The sequence below is a fragment of the Funiculus sociatus GB2-C1 genome, assembly GCF_039962115.1.
GTDB lineage: Bacteria > Cyanobacteriota > Cyanobacteriia > Cyanobacteriales > FACHB-T130 > Funiculus > Funiculus sociatus.
Genome location: NZ_JAMPKJ010000054.1, coordinates 21,842 through 40,065 on the forward strand (window position 1 = coordinate 21,842; position 18,224 = coordinate 40,065).

An 18,224-nucleotide genomic window follows, 5' to 3' on the forward strand; every position below is an offset into this window, starting at 1 on the left:
CCCTCACTCCTAATTTTTACGGTGTTCAACTGTCTGCACGTAGCAGCTTGCGATAGAACGCCTGAGAAAAGTCGATTGAGCGAGTGCGCTTGTAATTCATAATTACGTCGATTAAAAAATCGACCAACTCCGAATTTGCCATCATCACTTCGTAACTCAGCTCCGCATTCCCATCAAACTGCAATCTGCAACGGGTAAGCTCTATGGGCATTTTAGAGACATACCAGGTGGCAACAAAAGGAATGCTTTCGCCGCCTTCTATTTTGCGATTACCTTCTAAAGATCCTTTTTGATACAAGCTAATTGCCAAGGGTAACATATTACGCTTGGTACCCTGGTAGTAGGGCATATAAACACTGACATCCCCTTGGGGTGCAGGCTGAAGTTGGTCGATTGACATACTGAAACTTTCCTCAATTTCCGTCTATTTGGCAGTCGGGTCTTCCTTAATTGTCTGCCAAGCCAGCATCCGATTGAGAACAGATTAGCTTAGAGTTTTTGCGTTGGAAAGTGGCGTTAAGGGAGATTTTACCTTAATATACCGCTCCGGCCTTCTGTCCACAGATAAATTTGCGAAAAAAGAAAACACAAGAAATTCCTCAATTTCCCATTCTCAATTCCTAATTCTCCAGTCCCCTAAATAAAACTTCCCATCTGCTGCCGATTGGTTTACTCTGGCTGAAGAATGCTATGGAATACCTCATGGGCGAAATCTATGACTCCTCTGGTTGCTAATTACTACTTGACCTATCGCTGCAACGCTCGCTGCCATTTTTGTAACATCTGGGCGTTAGAACCACCCCTAGAAGCTGACTTCAACACGATTCAACACAATTTACAGGACTTGCGGCGCTTGGGTGTCAAGTATGTAGATTTTACTGGTGGAGAACCACTGCTGCGTGCCGATGTAGGACAGATTTATTCTGAGGCTAAGCGGCAGGGATTCTGGACCAGCATGACGACAAACACAATTCTTTACCCCAAAAAAGCTCATGAAATTAAGGGGTTAGTTGACTTTTTGAATTTCTCCCTGGATGGTGCTGATGCCGAAACTCATGACTCCTCACGGGGGGTGAAGATTTTTGACACTTTGGTGGAGTCGGTGGAAATCGCCCATGCCTTGGGCGAACAACCCGTTCTGAATCACACCGTAACTGCCCAGAACTACCCCCACATCGATCAAGTAGGAGAACTGGGTCAACGTCTGGGTGCCAGGGTATGGCTCAATCCAGCCTTCACCGCTCACGACAACTACAATTCTAAAAAGAATCCCACCCCTGAGATAGTAGCCGCAATTCAAGCAAGTGCTAAGAAATACAAGAATGTTGGGTACAATAAGGCAGCACTGGCTTTTATTGAAGCTGGGGGGAATGATACCAAAAATCCCCGTTGTAAAGCGGTGGATGCTGTAATTGCTATTTCTCCTGACGACAAGCTACTCCTGCCTTGCTATCACTTTGCCCAAACAGGCGTTCCCATTGACGGTAAACTTTACGACCTCTATCGCCAGTCGGAGGAAGTGGAACAATACCGCAAATCTCAGGGCAAGCTGTCGGTCTGTGAAGGCTGCACTGTCTGGTGTTACCTAATACCCAGCTTCTTTATGGGTGTAGACAAGTATTGGTGGTTAAATCAAGTAACATATGCCGGAGAATTCCTGGCCCGAAAACGATTCTTACAACGAGCTTGAACCGCTCGATTCTCTTTTGTCTGAATGTAGAGACGCAATTCAGGGCGTCTCTACAGAAGAATTTGAGAGCGAGTTTTTTCAGGGACTAGCAGGACGCCGCCGCAAAGCGGCGTTTGCCTTAACGGTAATTTGGGGCAGTACTGTTGCTCTGCATTTTATTGTCTGGGGTTCATGGTTAGTTGTGGGACTGACAGCGTTGCTGTTTATTCAGGCATTGCGCGTCGTGTTTGCTCGCCCCTTAAAGCTCCCGGAGCCTTTATCTGAAGAAACCAAAGACCAATGGCCTTATGTTTCCTTGTTAGTGGCGGCCAAAAATGAAGAAGCCGTTATTGGCAGATTGGTGAGGACACTGTGTAATCAAGATTACCCCGTAGATCGGTATGAAGTGTGGGTGATTGACGATCACAGCACTGACCGAACGCCACTATTGTTAGAGCAACTGGCTAAAGAATATCGTCAGATGAAAGTGCTGCGGCGACCTGCTAATGCGAGTGGCGGCAAGTCGGGGGCGCTTAATCAGGTGTTACCTTTGACGCGGGGACAAATTGTCGGGGTGTTTGATGCTGATGCTCAAGTGCCAACCGATATGCTGCGGCGAGTGTGTCCTAGTTTCCAGCGGGAAGCGGTGGGAGCAGTGCAGATGCGAAAAGCGATCGCAAACGCCTCTCTCAATTTCTGGACGAGGGGCCAGAAGGCAGAAATGGCATTCGACACCTTTCTCCAGCAGCAGCGGATCGCTATTGGCGGTATTGGGGAACTGCGCGGTAACGGTCAGTTTGTCCGCAGAACTGCCCTGGAAAGCTGCGGCGGGTGGAATGAGGAAACTATCACCGACGACTTAGATTTAACCTTCCGGCTACACCTTGACCAGTGGGATATTGATTTTGTCATCTTTCCAGCAGTACAGGAGGAAGGCGTTACAAATGCGATCGCGCTTTGGCATCAGCGCAACCGTTGGGCAGAAGGCGGATACCAACGGTATCTGGACTATTGGCGGCTTTTGGTATCAAACCGTATGGGAACTTTAAAAACCCTTGATTTATTCTCATTTACGATCATTCAATACATCCTCCCCGCGGCCGCCGTACCAGACTGCTTAATGGCTCTTGTCCGGAATCGTCCCCCCGTCCTCGCTCCCATTAGCAGTTTCGCCATCACTCTTCCCCTACTAGGGATTTTCATCGGACTGCGCCGGATTAGTAAACAGGAGAAATTCAGGGCATCCAACTTTTTCGATACCTTAGTCGCTACCCTGCGCGGCGTTTTTTATCTGTTCCACTGGATACTGATCATGGCTAGTACCACCGCCCGGATGTCCGTGCGACCAAAGCGCTTGAAATGGGTCAAAACTGTGCATCATGGCACTGGTGACGAAAGCTTGGAGTTTTAATCTCTTTAGCTAGTGTCTAATGGCAAAAATTAGCTATAGCAATCCTATTTGAGTTGTGAAGCACCCCTTCAGATACCCGACTTCTTAGAGAAGTCGGGTATCTCGCCTTCATGAATCATTTAAGGCTGCTATAAATGACTTGCTCTCGTTAAAAATCTACATAATCATCATCTTCCCACTCTTGCTCTGGCTCAGGGGTAGGAGAAATAATATCTTGGGCTGGCGGCTGCGGAATTTCAGGTTCGATTAACTCTAAATCGCCGTTTTCATTGACAATATCACCATCAAAATAGTCGGCAAGGCGTTTGGCAGCGATCGCTACAGCTTGAGTGTCAGAACGCACTGCCAGTTCATCCTCCTGCCAGCTAGAAGCTGCTTGCACTGAGGGTGGAGTACGTTCAGCTGTTAAATCTTTTTTGTTAGCCTCTATCCTCTCCTGCGGTGGAACCTTTGACGGCATCTGGTTTTGTGAAGGCAAGGCTTGATAGTTAGCAGCACTATCCTCCTTCACCTCCAAAGAAGGCGGTGTTGTCCCCTGACTGGAAGTTTGTGACTGGGCGGTTGATTGCGAGTCAGTCGCAGTCCCAACTTGAAAGTTAACCTTGACCTTATGCTGAAGAACCTCTTGAAAAGCAGCTTCCAGGCTAGCTAATTTGGGTTTGGCATAATTGTTGAGCAATTGCGCCGAACTGATACCGACACAGGCTATTTGACCTTTGATATCTAATAGATATCCGTGTTGGCTGAAAAGGGCTTTACCTGGGAGTGGGAGACGATCCAGCACCTGTTGCCAAACTTGCTCAAGTTCGGATTGTTGACCAACAACCGTACTTTGCGTCGTTGGTGTAACACTTTCGGCTTGTACGCTAACAGCGGGCGCAGAAACAGGGGAAGCGGGTTGTGGATTTTCACGCTGTGGGGGCGGTGTCTGCTCTTTCTGGGATAAATTGGCAGACGGGCTGGGTTGGGCTGGTGTCGCTAATCCAGTCGATTTGGGAGTTTCCGGTTTCGCAGGCTGATTGTTGACTCTAAACTCCGGAACTTGGGCGACTGATTTTTGGCTTTGAAGAGAATCTGGCAATAATCCCAACAGCGTCACTTCTAGCCACAGACGCGGCTGAGTAGTATTTTTAATCTGGACTTCGCTATCTTTAAGGTGCTTTTGCCCCAGCAAAATTGTTGAAATATCTAAACCTTCAAACTCACACAACGCTTTCCAAGTTGGAGCAGTCAAAGCAACTAAGTCAGGGCGGTTGGGAGCTTTTTTAGCTATTAACAAATCGCGGTAGAAACCAGCAAAATTCTGAAGGACAATCAAAGGCTCTCTGCCCCTGTCCATGAGTTTGCGTGTCTTGTCGAGAACAGCTTCCGGATTGTTAGATGCGATCGCCTGCAACAAATCCATTAAATCTCTTTCTGGCACCGCCCCTACTAAGTCCCAAACGGCTTCCACCGTCACCTGACCGGATAATAAACTTAGTTGGTCGAGGAGACTTTCCGCATCCCTCAAGCCTCCCTGAGCTACTTGCGCCACCAGAGTCATCGCCTCCACGGTGATATTAATATTTTCCAGATGGGCAATCTTTAAGAGATGACCCACCATTGCCTCTAGGGGAATGCGACGAAAATCAAACCGCTGACAGCGAGAGATAATCGTCGGTAACACCCGCTGGGGGTCCGTTGTCGCCAGGACAAAGACTACGTGCTTAGGTGGCTCCTCCAGCGTCTTCAGCAAGGCATTGAACGCCGCCGTGCTGAGGCTATGAACCTCATCGATTACATAAACCTTATAGCGACACTGGACTGGGGAATATTGAGCGCGTTCGATGATTTCCCGAATGTTATCTACGCCTGTGTTGCTGGCGGCGTCGATTTCAATCACGTCCAGCGCGGAACCTTTAGTAATTCCAAAGCAAACATCGCAAACTCCACAAGGCTGATCCGTAGGAATATTGCTAGAAAGACAGTTGAGCGACTTTGCCAGAATTCGGGCGCTGGAAGTTTTGCCCGTCCCTCTGGATCCAGTGAATAAATAGGCAGGGGCAATGCGTTTGCTGCGGATGGCGTTGGTGAGAGTTTGGGCGATCGCTTCTTGTCCCACCAAATCCGCGAACGTCTGAGGGCGATACTTGTGATGCAGGGGTTCGTAGGTCACGGCATTCAGAAAGACAAGGACTAGAGCAACAGTTGCCCATAAAAGTCTAGCGTGTTGGTCTGGTTAAACCCTGCTGTGTTAATCTACTGTTGCTTTATTTTATTTGGTTCGGTTTTCTAGAAACTTTTATTCGAGTTAACTGGACAAAAGGTATGATGGGCAAGTATATGCGGCACTATCATCAGTTCAAGCCAGTTGGGTAGAATCTGAGGAAGTGCGACGGGAATGGGGCAAATGTTAAAGCAAATATGGCGATCGCTTGTAAGGTGGTTTCAGCGTTTATTTGGTTCCGACAACAGGCGGAAGCCTACACCGTCTTCGTTTCAACCGGAAACCCCTAAACCCCTGTCCGATACAGATTATGAATTTTTGTATACCCAACTGCTCGAAGGTGTAACGCATGGTTGGCAGCAGCCACGAGTTTTGCGTTTTTTTGAAAGTTTGGGCGATCGCGGCAGCCAAGCCCAATGGGTAGGATGGTTGCGTCGCTTTGGCGATAGATTATTGGCTTCACCTGTGCCAAATAATGAGTTAGCAGCGCGGATGGTGCAGTTGGGTCAGATGGGGTGCGGCGAAATTAGCGATGTTTCCTATGAGATTGGGATGCAGCTATTGACTCGTTCTCCGGCACGAATGGGACAAAGAGAGCCTGTCTCTGAGCCTGTCTCTGAGATATTCGAGTACGAGGAGTACGAGCGCACTGAAGAAGCTCCGCCAGAAAATAACCAGCCAGAGGAAAACCCAGAACTCAAGACAGTCACGTTGGATGAGTTGTTTGTAATGTTAGAGCAGGATGCTGGGTTACGCCAGCAAGTCGCCGAGCAACTGCAAATTGACACAACCGATCCACAAGTGATTATTCAAGCATTGGTTAATCAATTCAATGCTGCCGATCAAGAGAATGCAGACCAACCAGCAGAGGAAGTATCCCAGCAAGCATCAGACGAAGCAGAAGCTTGGTTAAACCAAGGCGTTCAGCAAGTTCTAGCAGAAAATTTTCCAGAAGCGATCGCCAGTTTTGAGAGAGCCACCCAACTTAAACCCGACAACGAGGAAGCTTGGTACAGCAAGGGTATAGCCCTATCGCACTTAGGACAGTTTGAAGAAGCGATCGCTTCTTTAGACAAAGCTCTGCAACTCAAACACAACTATCCCGAAGCCTGGAACCTGCGGGGATTTGCCCTACAAAACTTAAACCGATATGAAGAAGCGATCGCATCTTTAGACCAAGCGCTGCAATTCAAGCTTGACGATTGGCAATCTTGGATAGGTCGCGGCAATTGTGCCGCCAATTCAGTTAGTTATGACCCTCTGTTGGCTTCCTTAAGTCAATTGGCTCAAAACAATCCAAATTTGAACCAGCGCGGCTTTGAAGGGCAAATAGCTTGCTATCAGGAAGGGTTAAAATATGTCACCCAAGACAGCGATCCGGTCGGCTGGGGCATATTACATCAAGCTATCGGCAATGCTCATCATCAGAAAGGGCAGCGAGATTTTATGATCGATCCCTATTTTCACCAAGCTTTAGCCGAATACCAAGAGGCGCTAAAAACCCTTACAGAAGAAAATTTTCCAGATGCGTACCAGGCGATTTTGCAAGACATCCAGCAACTTCAGCTGGCTTTAGGGGAAACAAATGACGATATTTCCTCACCCAGTTAAATTGAAATACGACTGCGATCGCCCATAGTTCATTTTTTTTAATAGAATTGGCTGTCGTCAGTAAAATAGAACCAACCCAATCCAACACTCACTCCAACGACTGGGCAGATTTTCCCATCATTGGCAGCATCTAACTTTTTGTTAACCATCAACAACTAACAACTACCTTGATGCCCTTCTCACGTAAAATCAAAACTCTTTACACCGATGGAGCTTGCCGTGGCAACCCTGGCCCTGGCGGCTGGGGCGTTGTGGTTTATTTTAATGATGGATCGGTCTATGAAATGGGTGACGCAGATCCTGCAACCACAAATAACCGCATGGAAATGCAAGCAGCGATTGGTGCCTTAAAACTTGTCACTGCCACCGGACAACAAGAACCAGTCACACTCTACACTGATAGCGAATACCTGAGAAACGGTATTACCAAATGGGTTAAAGGCTGGAAAAAGAAGGGTTGGAAAACCTCGGAAGGTAAACCCGTTCTCAACAAAGACCTCTGGGAAATTCTTGATGAACTCAATTCCCAGCATATCGAGTGGCGGTATGTGCGGGGTCACGCAGGAAATGAAGGAAATGAGCGCTGCGATGAGATTGCCCGCGCTTTTGCCCTTGGCCGCGCCCCTGACCTGCAACAAACACAACCAGATGCCTTAATTAGTTCACAGGCTACCGATTCCATCGATCGGGAAACGATACAATCGAGTGACGTATCTTCTGACCCTCCTAACCTCGGCCTTGTCATGGTAGACTCTACTACTCCTCCGTCTCTTGATTCTCTGGACAATCTGCCCCGTGAAGTGAGAGTCGCCCAACTTCGCAACTTGATAGAAACTCTCCACGTAGCTGATGAAATAGCTGCTAAAGGCTATCTGATTACTAGCTCTGAATTAGCCGATCTAATGGATGTCAATGCCAGTGCTGTCACCAGTCGCGGCGACAACTGGGGTTGGCGCAATTGGGTGGTATCGCGAGTGCGCCGCGAGGGAAATCAAATTCTCTGGCAGCTGGAACGAGTGGATGAGGTAAACAGTAATTTTGAAGCAAGTGCTAATAGCTAATGGCTAATTGTCAACAGCCATTAGCTATTAGTTTATCCATAATTCCGCCCCCGCCACTGCTTTGGAGTGCGGAAGGCAGACAAGAAAATTCGCAACACTGCCAAGGGATCTGCGAGAGGAGAAAGATAAAAGTAAACAGGTAAATGCAGAAACGGAAAATTTCGCGTCTCTACACGATCGTTTAAGGGGGCGACATGGGGCGATCGCATGAAGCTTTCATATGAGGGCGCGATCGCTAAAAGCAAGGCAAACCTAATCAAAAGCAGAAATAAGTTCAGCCCGGCTGCCGCTAGGACAGGTATTGAAGAATTCCCCATTACCAGCCAACTTAGTAAAATAAAGGATGCTAATAGGGGTAGACCTTGAGTGCAAGTAAGCAACCACAAATCGCCCCATATCTGACCACTTGATGACGCATCTTTGAGATCAAGCGATCGCCCCCACTCATTCCAGGTTTCAGCTGCTCCCTCATACATCCGCACCTTCAAGACCTTAGCCCCATCCAGAAAGCCCACCTTAAAGCCACCGGAAGCGATGTTACGAGCAAGAGTCACATCGTCACAAAAAGAACTCTTAGCACTGGTATACCCCCCCACAGCCTCTAAAACCGAGCGACGACACAGGAAACACTGACCATTCGCCATCACTCGCGACGGATCTTGAGTATTTGTCCCCGCCGGATCGAATCGGTACAGTAGAGTCATTAACAGTGCTGGTTGCAGCCACCATTCCCCAGGATATTTGAGGATAAACTGCGGCGACAGAGAAACCAAATCGTAACCTTCCGCCTCTGCTGCCTTTACCAAACCAGCAACTAAGCCCGGACTAGGCTGAGTATCGGCATCAAGACCCAAAAACCATTTTGGGGATTGGGAATTGGGGATTGGGGATTGGGAATTGGGGATTGGGGATTGGGAATTGTCCCCAGCCCCTTGTCCCCAGTCCCCAGTCCCCAGCCCCCAGTCCCCAGCCCCCAACCCTGCCATATGCAAAAAGCCATTATGCAAAGCCCAAGGACGACCCACCCAGCCAGAGGGGAGAGGGTCATCATTAATTAGGCGAAATCGGGGGTCTTTTTGCTGTGCTGCTTTTACTAAATCTGGCGTTCCATCTTGGGAACGACTATCAACGACGATAATTTCTCGGACTTCGTAGCTTTGGCGCGTTAACCCTGCTAAACAAGGACTAATTCGCTCTGCCTCGTTTAAAGTAGGAACCACCACACTGACTGCACCGAAAAGTTCCGGCGTGGCAGTGTGGGGTTCAACAGGCGATCGCCTAGAAGGCCCTTTCAACAGCCGCGAAAGCAGAATAAATGCTGCTGGTGCTTGAATCAACAGCAGCAAGAGCGATATTGCGCTCTGTAGTATTAACCAATCGACGCTCACTTCACCGCCACTTTGACTTGAGTAACTGGAATTTCTGGCTTCATACTGGCAGGAGTTTCAGTTGTGGATTCTTTTACATCTGCTGGTTTTGCCAACTGCCATAGTGTCAAAGCCGGAATGACACCGACAATAACTCCCAACGAGACTGGTATCCAATACCCAGCGGCCAAGCTCAATCCAGCTGCATAACCAAAGTTACTTAGATAAATGGTGAGTGGGAAACCCAGCTGACTGCGCTCCAATAGAATCGGTGTCTTTCTCCACAACATTGCTCCCACACCGATAAATAGCGAGCTAGTGCCAAACCAACCCGCATAGTTTCGGTAGGGTGTGCCAAAGAAGGCTCCTGGGTGTTCCCAATACCAAAAAGGCACCATCGTCTGACTCATTGCTGGCTCCAGGGCAAAATCCCAAGAGGTGAACATCATAGCAGCAAGAGCGATCGCGCCCACATAGCGAACCAAACTTGGATTTTGCCGAGTTTTTAGACCCGCACAAGCAATTAAATAGGAAACCAATCCCATATAAAACCAGGACAAGGGAATAGTGAAAGGCACCAGTCCACCAATCTTATACCCCAAGCCATTCAGGTAGCTGTAGTCCCCAAAGGGAAAGCCTGTACTGGTTCCCAGCAGTTCGCTCCCCAAAGACAGACACACCGCTGGCAACATGAAAGTCAGCCAGTGCCATAGCCCCAGCTTTCTGTACGCATAAATGGCAACGGCGATGGTTCCCAAGACGATATTAACCACGCCACCCCCAGCCATACTCCACTGGAATGCAGTCTGCCCCGTTTCCCCTAAATTCATAATTAGTTCAGGATGGGGTACGACCAGCACCAGTCCCGCCAGTCCAAAAACCATCGTTACAATATGACCAACCAGGCAGAAACGCTCGACAGTGACAAGTTGCTTCATTGCAAAATTCTAAGTTGATATTTTCTTAATAGTAGTTTACAAATGTTTGTCAACTAAACCCACCAAAAGCAGCAGGGGCTTTTGCTAATAGTTAGCGAACAGTTGGAAAGTTCCAACCTTCCAACCTTTCAACCTCTAGCGACAACCTATAACAGTTGCAATCAATTCGTCATCTTCGGCGGACAGGAGGGGAAAGCAGTTAAGATATTGGCAGCAACACCCAGTAAGAGCCAGCGGCTTTTTCACAAAAAAAACTGTTGGTCGTCTCTGTTCTAGGCTGGCTCTACAGTGCAGCTTAGCCTACACCATCTGCTTCATGGTTCTTCCAACATGACTTCATTTCTGCCTAAAGAAACCAAAACAGCGATCCGCCCAGTTCAATACCGCGATCTGGATGCGATCGCACAGCTTGCCGCCGAAGAACTTGAGGGAGGGAACCCAGCCTCCTCAACGGCTCTTGCTACGCAGGTACATCGTGTTAGACCCTGGTTTGGTCCGCTGAAGTTTTTGAGTTGGTTTCCCAACCCTTGTCAGCATACCTTTAATGTTTATGTCGCGGAGCAGGATAACCAGATTCGCGGCACGATTCAGGTGTCACCTTTTAACCGCACAGGCAGCACTTGGCGGGTTGAACGGGTGTTAGTGGAGACAGGAAGCCCGACGGAAATAGGCTCCGGGCTGTTGCGTCATTGCTTTGAGGCGATCGTCGAAGCTCGTACCTGGTTGCTGGAAGTGAATATCCACAATAAAGCGGGGCTAGCTCTTTACCGACAGAACGGTTTTCAGCCTTTGGCGCAGCTAACTTACTGGGCGATCGCGCCAGAATTGCTCTCGTCGTTACAAGATCGAGAACCCGATTTACCCAATCTCCTTCCCGTAAGTAACGCTGATGCCCAACTGCTATGCCAGTTGGATACAGTTTCTATGCCGCCTTTGTTGCGTCAGGTGTTTGACCGCAACATCCATGACTTCAAAACCAGCGTTGTTAACAGTTTCCTCACCAATCTAAAGCACTGGTTGGGCAAAACACACAGCGTTAGTGGCTATGTGTTTGAACCGCAGCGCAAGGCTGCAATTGGCTATTTTCAGATTTTTCTTTCGCGCGATGGTTCTCAACCCCATGTCGCCGAGTTGACCGTACATCCAGCCTACACCTGGCTGTACCCAGAATTGCTTTCACAAATGGCTCAAATTGTCAAGGATTACCCCGCACAATCCCTGCAACTGGCTTCTGCTGACTATCAGCCAGAACGCGAAGAATATTTGGAACAGTTGGGAGCCGAGCGGATTTCCCATTCCCTACTGATGTCTCGTTCCGTCTGGCACAAGTTGCGCGAGGCAAAACCGCTCTCTTTAGAAGGGCTACAATTAGCTGAAATGCTCCAAGGTCTTCAGCCGGCACATAAACCAATACCGGGGCGGATGTCTTGGCTCAAGTCCAAACAGAAGAAGCAAATACCAGCCGAGGCTCCGAAGGATTCACCATTGCCGTTAAACGGTTCAACAGTGCTAAACTCACAGAATCTGGAGGCAACAAAAACCAACCCGAACGACCGGGGAAAAGATAATGGAGAGAATCTCGGCCCTGGGGTTGGATGTCGGTAAAAAGCGCGTTGGGGTGGCAGGTTGTGATGGCACTGGTTTGATTGCCACTGGGATTGCCACAATTGAGCGCATTTCATTTGAGCGAGATGTAGAGCAACTGCAACAGCTGGTTGAGGAGCGACAAGCGCAAGTTCTTGTTGTGGGCTTACCTTATTCGATGGATGGGACGCTGGGTTTCCAGGCGAAGCAGGTGCAGAAATTTGCCGAACGCATGGCTGAAGCTCTCCAGTTACCTCTAGAGTATGTGGATGAGCGGCTGACATCCTATGAGGCAGAGGAACTGATCAGAGAAGAGAAGCGATCGCCTGCTCACAACAAAGCTCTGATTGACCGTAAGGCAGCAGCTTTGATCTTGCAACGCTGGTTAGATGAGCGTCGGACAAAACTTAGGAAGTTATCCTTATCGCCTAGTCAATCACTAATGACTGATGACTAACCAAATTAAGTGGTAATATGAGAGATTGCTGCATTCTATTAAATTACTTTCCCCATGACTCTGCCGCAACAGCGTAAACACGAAATTATGACCGAGTACCAGGTTCACGAAACTGATACCGGATCGACCGATCTCCAGATTGCCATGCTGACGGAACGAATCAATCGTCTTAGCACTCACCTGAGAGCCAACAAGAAAGATCATGCTTCAAGGCGGGGTCTGTTAAAGATGATTGGTACCAGAAAGCGTCTCTTGTCCTATCTGCAAAAGGAAGACAGACCACGCTATCAAGCCTTAATTGGCCGTCTCGGTATTCGCGGTTAAAGAACTTTTTACCTATGTCTGAAGAATCCCAACGCGATCGCTTACCTTTTGAACCCAAGAAGAATCGCAAAAAAGCGGCGAAAACCCCAGCGAAACCCTCTAGCATGGCTAAAGAGAATCCTCAGCAGCCGAACCAAAAGCCTGAGTCAACGGCAGTGCCAGAAGTGGTGAGTAAGCGCATGGTGAGCCGGATAGCTCTTTTTTGCGGGATTCCCACTGCGTTAGGCATCTTAACTTTTATCGTTAGCTATGTAGTAGTTAGCCAACAATGGTTAAAGTTGCCTAACGTCGCAGTTGTACTTGTGAGTATGGGCTTTTTTGGTCTGGGTGTCCTGGGATTAAGTTACGGGGTGATTTCCGCCTCTTGGGATGAAGAGATACCTGGGAGTAAACTAGGCTGGAAAGAGTTCACCACGAACTGGGGGCGACTGACATCGGCATGGCGGTCGGCTGGGCAAAAAGATTAATTACATCCAGCTGGAACGCTAACAGTTTGAAGGTGAGTTTTAGTTATAAGTTGTTAGAAAACACTAACATCGGTTTCACTCTTCCCCTGGGGTTAAAATCCCAGGCTATTTTTGTTTGTTACGGGCGATCGCTTAAATGGCAATCTATGTAGGTAAGGCTGCTATTGCGATCGCTGGTAAATTTTGAGGAGCGAGATCAGCACACAAGCAACCGAATCATGGAGTTGAAAAAATGATTGTAGTCATGAAAGTTGGTACTCCAGAGGTCGAGATTGAGCGCGTTAGCTCTGAACTCGGCACTTGGGGACTGACCCCAGAAAAAATTGTTGGGAAGCACAAGGTAGTATTGGGTCTTGTCGGCGAAACCGCTGACCTCGACCCCCTCCAGATGCAAGAAATTAGCCCTTGGGTTGAACAGGTTCTGCGGGTTGAGCAGCCTTTCAAACGAGCAAGTCGCGATTATCGTCATGGTGAAGCTAGCGATGTTGTAGTATCAACTCCTAACGGCGCTGTCACCTTTGGCGAAAACCATCCTTTAGTAGTGGTGGCTGGGCCTTGCTCGGTTGAGAATGAAGAAATGATTATTGAAACCGCACGTCGAGTCAAGGCGGCGGGAGCGCAGTTTTTGCGCGGCGGTGCCTATAAGCCTCGGACTTCGCCCTATGCTTTTCAAGGACACGGTGAAAGTGCCTTGAATTTGCTGGCGGCGGCACGGGAAGCGACAGGCTTAGGTATTATTACAGAATTGATGGATAGCCCTGAATTGGATGTGGTGGCAGAATTTGCCGACGTGATCCAAATCGGTGCCAGAAATATGCAAAATTTCTCCCTGTTGAAGAAAGTAGGAGCGCAGGAAAAGCCTGTGCTGCTGAAGCGGGGAATGGCGGCGACGATTGAAGATTGGTTGATGGCGGCAGAATACATTTTGGCAGCTGGCAACCCAAATGTGATTTTGTGCGAACGCGGTATCCGCACCTTTGACCGTCAATATGCGCGGAATACGCTGGATTTGTCGGCAATTCCAGTCCTGAGAACTTTGACTCACCTACCAATTATGATTGACCCCAGTCACGGCACTGGTAAGTCTGAATATGTGCCTGCAATGGCGATGGCATCTATCGCTGCTGGTGCTGACTCGTTGATGATTGAAGTCCACCCCAACCCGAAGAAAGCCCTTTCGGACGGCCCTCAATCTCTGACACCAGAGCGTTTCGACCGCTTAATGCAAGAGATGTCTGTAATTGGCAAAGCCGTAGGTCGCTGGCCTGAACCTGCTGTTGTTTTGGCTTAGAGCTACAAGGGTGGGCAAATGCTCACCCTTTTTTTTATGAATGCGTATGAATGTGATCGCTTTCAAATGAAATTTGACATTTTTACCAAAATATGTAACAAAAAGGTTGAGAAGATGGCGATCGCTCTCAAATAAATAATATTTGCCAACAAAGTTAATTTTTTAGCGATCGCACGTAGGCTTCTATAGTTGGATTTAGTCTGAACAACGAGGGCGTTGGTGTAGCTTGTTGTAGGAATTCGCTATTCGGTGTATCTTCTAATAAACAACGTCTTTTTAAGGATTGTATAGTTTTGAATAACTCTGAGGCGGAATCAGGTATTTCTTGTAAAATCTGGCTCAAAGTAACGGCATCTTCTTGTTTGGCTAAATAATTCATTACCTGTTTTTCTGACTCGGATAATCTTATCCACAAACGACTGAGTTGAGATGCGATCGCACTACTTAATATCAAGGAAGGATAAGTTAAAAATTCCGTAACTTTACCAGCGAATAACTCTTGAATCATCGTTGATGTCATTTCTAACCATAAGGGATGACTCTGATACTTTTCAATTAAGGTGTCTCACATCTGTTCGTCTGACAGTTCTTTATCCCTTAATATTTGTTTAGCAGACTCTCCCAAACCAGCGAGTTTTAAGCAGCGGGTGAATTTATGGCGAGTAGTGATCGCATCTTCTGGTTGTTGGCTAGTAATCAATACTAAACTACTTCCATGAGACAATTCTGCAATTTGTTTAAATAAAAGATAATATCCCTCAAATTCTGCTTGATATTGACCAGCAAATTGCCCTGGCTGAAACAACATCTGCAAATCATCAATAATAATTAAACAGCGATGTTTGCGTAAAAAATTCAGCAATAAATCGACTTTACGACCGAGAGCATTGGGAAGAATGGAGGAGATATTAAACGTTTGCAGTAAGTCAGTTAAAAAAATATCGATAGTTGGACAAAATCGGAGACTGCGATAAACAATATATTCAAATTCTGTTTGGATTTCTTCAATTAGTTCCACGGCAAGCGTCGTTTTGCCAATTCCTACAATACCTACTAAGATAATGATTCGGAGACGCTCTTGAGTTAGCCAGGTTTTTAAAGTGTTGACTTCATCTTTTCGTCCGTAAAAAGCGGTAATTTCTGGGGCGGTATCTATGTCTAAGTAGGGTTTGTTTGCAGTTGGCTTGGATAGAAAAGAAGATTTAGGCGAACGCTTTTGTTTTGAACAAATACTTACTTTATTGCCATTTACCAAATATCCAATTGAGCCACTGTTAGAGATAATAATTTTCTCTAAAATATTCCGTGCATTTAATTTATTAACATCTTCCCCTAAAACATCGGATAAAGCGTGCCATAATTCCGATGCAGTATCTCGAACATGACCTTCACTTAAATGGTTTTCCGAGGCAATTTGGGCGTATTTCTGACCTTGTAAAGTACCTTTAAGAATTATTTTTTGCAGATGGTCTAGATGTTCGCCTGTATGGGTGAAGAGCAGTTCATCAGCGAGTTTCAAGACTTCTGCAATGTCCATAAATCGGTCAGACGGATACAGTAATTGTTACATTATCCGATATTCTGACGTTTTTCCGACAAATCAGGAATTTTTTGGGTAAAAGTTCCGATGTCGATCCGACTGACAGAGCGATCTGGCTTAGGTTTTGATTGGAAAGTATTGTTTGACACTTAAATTGTAAGTATGAAGAAGATAAATGCTCAACTTCCTGGAGCCGTTTTTCTAGGGTTACTGATTACAGGCTCATTATTTCAATCTTCTGGAGCTTTGGCTCAACAAATAGCAAAAATGAGATTTGTTTGGGATTTTACACCCGTAGGCGGTGCTCTCTACTTTAACATCTGCACCGATCCGCAATTCAACGTCAACGAACGCACAGGAGGATGTGCAAATATTAATGTTCTGAACTCAAATGTTACACAGAATAGAGATAGAACACGGTTGGTAACTGATAGATTGCGTGCAGGAACGTCATACAAGGCTTGTCTGGTAGCTGACAACATTGGTCGTGGCTTTGAAGGACGGCGGATTCAATGTTACAATTTCGTGGCTCGTGATGGGCAAACAATCCGATTCTCGCTTAATCAATTACAGTATGTGGGTAATCCCTAACTTTAGGTATCCTGGTCTTGTCGCCTTACAAATAGGGCTAGCAATCCCCACCCTATTTGTAAGGCGATCGCACTTCCCAATTATCTTAGAGATTTTGGGCGATCGCCTGTATTGCGAACAGAATTTCATCTACCAGTTTTCAGGCTTCTAATGTCTATTGATCGGTCAGATAGGCAGGTTTTGCCGATATTATCCGAATCTTTGGGACATTTGAGCAAATTTTTCTGGAAAAGTTCAAACTCAATCTGACTTAAAGGGCGGGTGTATCAAGATTAAGCTGAATTCAGTTCAAGCAGTAGTTAGACACCAGAGTTTCTGCATGGGTGCAGCCGAACAAACAGTTTTTTACCTTGCAAAAGGTCAAATCTTGGTCGGTACTTATCATGAACATTACAGGAGATATAAATGAAGTTAGGTAGATTTTTCTTGGGCTACGGTATTGCCAGCACTTTAGCAATTAGTAGCTTATTTCTTTCAAATCCAGTCCAAGTAGAGGCACAGTCTACTGATGCTTTTATAGTATTCGTAAATGGTAGCGGTGATTGTTGTGCGGAGTACATGAACCAAGCCCTAGATAGATTGCGAAGAGGAGTAAGAGGGGAGATTTGGACTACATCCTACGCAAATTTTAGAGATGGAAGCAGCACAGTAAAAGCTCCTGTAGTAAACTTATCAGTGAATGCTGATGCTCTTTTTATCAAAGAGGCTACTGAAAAGATTAATAGCCTGCCTTCAAGTAGACCTGTTGTTTTGATTGGACATAGTTACGGCGGTGATTCAATTCTAAAGGTTCTACCTTTCATTACTCGTCGTGTACAACTTGTTGTGGTTATCGATCCTGTTGGAACAGGAGGGTTCCGCAGAGTTGCAACTGAACGTGTAGTCCCACCAAATGTGGATTACTTTATGAACAGATGGCAGGAGAATGGCTTAACTGGTCAAAATGTGGTTCCTTTTGATAGCAGAATTAGTGGTCAGCTTCGTTGTTCAGCTACGAAAGGATGCGACCAAAATTCAGCTAACCTTGCTAGAAATACCGATGGATCTGAGATTAGAACAGATTGCAGATGGGATGAAGTAACTTGCCCTGGTTTCGTTGCCCCAACTCCATTTCGCAGAGGAAGGAAAGGTACGAAAGCAGTGCGTATTGAGCACAACTCTATGCCTCAAGATGCCTACATTCAACATACAGTTGTAGAAAAAATCAAAGTAGCTTTGAGACCATTTGGTGTTCTTAAATAGCAAAGTTGAAACGAGGTCAAGCCTATGAAAGAGCGGACGGGCGAGAAATCTTGGTGGCGATCCACATTGAAACAGAAGCTTTACCCATCAGGTAATTGATAGAATAAATAGATGCTAGCGATCGCCCCTCTCTTTTTTACTGATAGGCGATCGCACTCTTTGTGTGGATGCGATAATTAAATAATATTTTGTAAATTAGATACCTATATCTATGACTGAGTTGCTCGAACAAGCAATTGCCCGCTTGAACACTCTACCTGCTAGCGAACAGGATGCGATCGCGGCGATGATTCTAGAAGAACTTGAAGGCGAAATCCGTTGGGATGAAGCATTTAAGCGTTCTAAAGATGCCCTAGTGCATCCCAGCAGAAGTAACTGACCACCTCAGCCAGGTACTGGATAGCCCTTGAACTTCCATTGAAAGGGCTTAGCCATCGTTCGATTAAAGTAGTCGATGAATGCAAG

General features: G+C 46.8%; 19 protein-coding genes. 13 read left to right on the forward strand and 6 right to left on the reverse strand.

All coding sequences use genetic code 11. From position 1 onward, the window contains the following. Positions 1 to 25: 25 nt before the first annotated feature. Positions 26 to 400 (reverse strand): type IV pilus biogenesis protein EbsA, encoded by a 375-nt coding sequence (gene ebsA, locus NDI42_RS21110; RefSeq protein ID WP_190419663.1) that lies wholly within the window; start codon positions 398 to 400, stop codon positions 26 to 28. Between the two features lie 315 nt (positions 401 to 715). Here ebsA and NDI42_RS21115 point away from each other — a divergent pair, with 315 nt between their 5' ends. Together NDI42_RS21115 and NDI42_RS21120 are read left to right on the forward strand one after the other, a co-directional pair. Then, a complete protein-coding gene (locus tag NDI42_RS21115; RefSeq protein ID WP_190419661.1) occupies positions 716 to 1,690 on the forward strand; it encodes a radical SAM protein in 975 nt (324 codons plus the stop codon). Continuing rightward, complete coding sequence (locus tag NDI42_RS21120) at positions 1,644 to 3,080, forward strand: glycosyltransferase family 2 protein (RefSeq protein ID WP_190451548.1); 1,437 nt, start codon at positions 1,644 to 1,646, stop codon at positions 3,078 to 3,080. Before NDI42_RS21115 ends, NDI42_RS21120 begins: the two co-directional genes overlap by 47 nt. 148 nt (positions 3,081 to 3,228) lie before the next feature. On the opposite strand, the gene NDI42_RS21125 is transcribed toward NDI42_RS21120, so the two are convergent. Then, positions 3,229 to 5,235 (reverse strand): DNA polymerase III subunit gamma/tau, encoded by a 2,007-nt coding sequence (locus NDI42_RS21125; RefSeq protein WP_190451550.1) that lies wholly within the window; start codon positions 5,233 to 5,235, stop codon positions 3,229 to 3,231. A 234-nt stretch (positions 5,236 to 5,469) separates the two neighbouring features. On the opposite strand from NDI42_RS21125, the gene NDI42_RS21130 reads away from it, so the two are divergent. Together NDI42_RS21130 and rnhA are read left to right on the forward strand one after the other, a co-directional pair. Next, positions 5,470 to 6,897, forward strand: a complete 1,428-nt coding sequence (locus NDI42_RS21130) for a tetratricopeptide repeat protein (protein ID WP_190451552.1) — start codon at positions 5,470 to 5,472, stop codon at positions 6,895 to 6,897. A 170-nt stretch (positions 6,898 to 7,067) separates the two neighbouring features. Further along, positions 7,068 to 7,958 carry a ribonuclease HI gene (gene rnhA / locus NDI42_RS21135; RefSeq protein WP_190451554.1) on the forward strand — a complete coding sequence of 297 codons (891 nt, stop codon included), beginning with the start codon at positions 7,068 to 7,070 and terminating at the stop codon, positions 7,956 to 7,958. 32 nt (positions 7,959 to 7,990) lie between these two features. Here rnhA and NDI42_RS21140 read toward each other — a convergent pair whose 3' ends face one another. Further along, positions 7,991 to 9,346, reverse strand: a complete 1,356-nt coding sequence (locus tag NDI42_RS21140) for a glycosyltransferase family 2 protein (RefSeq protein WP_348231482.1) — start codon at positions 9,344 to 9,346, stop codon at positions 7,991 to 7,993. After that, positions 9,343 to 10,263 (reverse strand): gamma-carotene 1'-hydroxylase CruF, encoded by a 921-nt coding sequence (gene cruF, locus NDI42_RS21145; protein WP_190451559.1) that lies wholly within the window; start codon positions 10,261 to 10,263, stop codon positions 9,343 to 9,345. The genes NDI42_RS21140 and cruF overlap by 4 nt, the downstream gene beginning before the upstream one ends. 330 nt (positions 10,264 to 10,593) lie before the next feature. Here cruF and NDI42_RS21150 point away from each other — a divergent pair, with 330 nt between their 5' ends. The 5 genes from NDI42_RS21150 to aroF all read left to right on the forward strand — a co-directional run bounded on the left by NDI42_RS21150 (position 10,594) and on the right by aroF (position 14,386). Further along, positions 10,594 to 11,868, forward strand: coding sequence for a GNAT family N-acetyltransferase (locus NDI42_RS21150; protein WP_190451561.1), 1,275 nt, complete (start codon positions 10,594 to 10,596; stop codon positions 11,866 to 11,868). Continuing rightward, positions 11,831 to 12,304, forward strand: coding sequence for a Holliday junction resolvase RuvX (gene ruvX, locus NDI42_RS21155; protein ID WP_190451563.1), 474 nt, complete (start codon positions 11,831 to 11,833; stop codon positions 12,302 to 12,304). Before NDI42_RS21150 ends, ruvX begins: the two co-directional genes overlap by 38 nt. A 54-nt stretch (positions 12,305 to 12,358) precedes the next feature. Beyond that, on the forward strand, positions 12,359 to 12,628 hold the full coding sequence (gene rpsO, locus NDI42_RS21160) for a 30S ribosomal protein S15 (RefSeq protein ID WP_190419641.1): 270 nt from the start codon (positions 12,359 to 12,361) through the stop codon (positions 12,626 to 12,628). Positions 12,629 to 12,642: 14 nt separating this feature from the next. Further along, on the forward strand, positions 12,643 to 13,095 hold the full coding sequence (locus NDI42_RS21165; protein WP_190451565.1) for a PAM68 family protein: 453 nt from the start codon (positions 12,643 to 12,645) through the stop codon (positions 13,093 to 13,095). A gap of 232 nt (positions 13,096 to 13,327) precedes the next feature. After that, positions 13,328 to 14,386: a 3-deoxy-7-phosphoheptulonate synthase gene (aroF, locus tag NDI42_RS21170; protein WP_190445362.1), complete on the forward strand. Its 1,059-nt coding sequence runs from the start codon at positions 13,328 to 13,330 to the stop codon at positions 14,384 to 14,386. 154 nt (positions 14,387 to 14,540) lie between these two features. Here the strand turns inward: aroF and NDI42_RS21175 are convergent, their stop codons facing one another. After that, complete coding sequence (locus tag NDI42_RS21175; protein WP_199310968.1) at positions 14,541 to 14,906, reverse strand: hypothetical protein; 366 nt, start codon at positions 14,904 to 14,906, stop codon at positions 14,541 to 14,543. A gap of 45 nt (positions 14,907 to 14,951) precedes the next feature. Further along, positions 14,952 to 15,923 carry a helix-turn-helix domain-containing protein gene (locus tag NDI42_RS21180; RefSeq protein WP_199310969.1) on the reverse strand — a complete coding sequence of 324 codons (972 nt, stop codon included), beginning with the start codon at positions 15,921 to 15,923 and terminating at the stop codon, positions 14,952 to 14,954. A 165-nt stretch (positions 15,924 to 16,088) separates the two neighbouring features. Between NDI42_RS21180 and NDI42_RS21185 the strand changes: the two genes are divergently transcribed. From NDI42_RS21185 to NDI42_RS21200, 4 genes are all read left to right on the forward strand, one after another. Beyond that, positions 16,089 to 16,517 (forward strand): hypothetical protein, encoded by a 429-nt coding sequence (locus tag NDI42_RS21185; RefSeq protein WP_206755892.1) that lies wholly within the window; start codon positions 16,089 to 16,091, stop codon positions 16,515 to 16,517. Further along, positions 16,501 to 16,668, forward strand: coding sequence for a hypothetical protein (locus tag NDI42_RS21190; RefSeq protein ID WP_348231487.1), 168 nt, complete (start codon positions 16,501 to 16,503; stop codon positions 16,666 to 16,668). The genes NDI42_RS21185 and NDI42_RS21190 overlap by 17 nt, the downstream gene beginning before the upstream one ends. Positions 16,669 to 16,922: 254 nt before the next feature. Beyond that, a complete protein-coding gene (locus tag NDI42_RS21195; protein WP_190451568.1) occupies positions 16,923 to 17,759 on the forward strand; it encodes an alpha/beta hydrolase in 837 nt (278 codons plus the stop codon). A 211-nt stretch (positions 17,760 to 17,970) separates the two neighbouring features. After that, on the forward strand, positions 17,971 to 18,138 hold the full coding sequence (locus NDI42_RS21200; protein WP_190451569.1) for a hypothetical protein: 168 nt from the start codon (positions 17,971 to 17,973) through the stop codon (positions 18,136 to 18,138). The last annotated feature ends 86 nt before the right edge of the window (positions 18,139 to 18,224 follow it).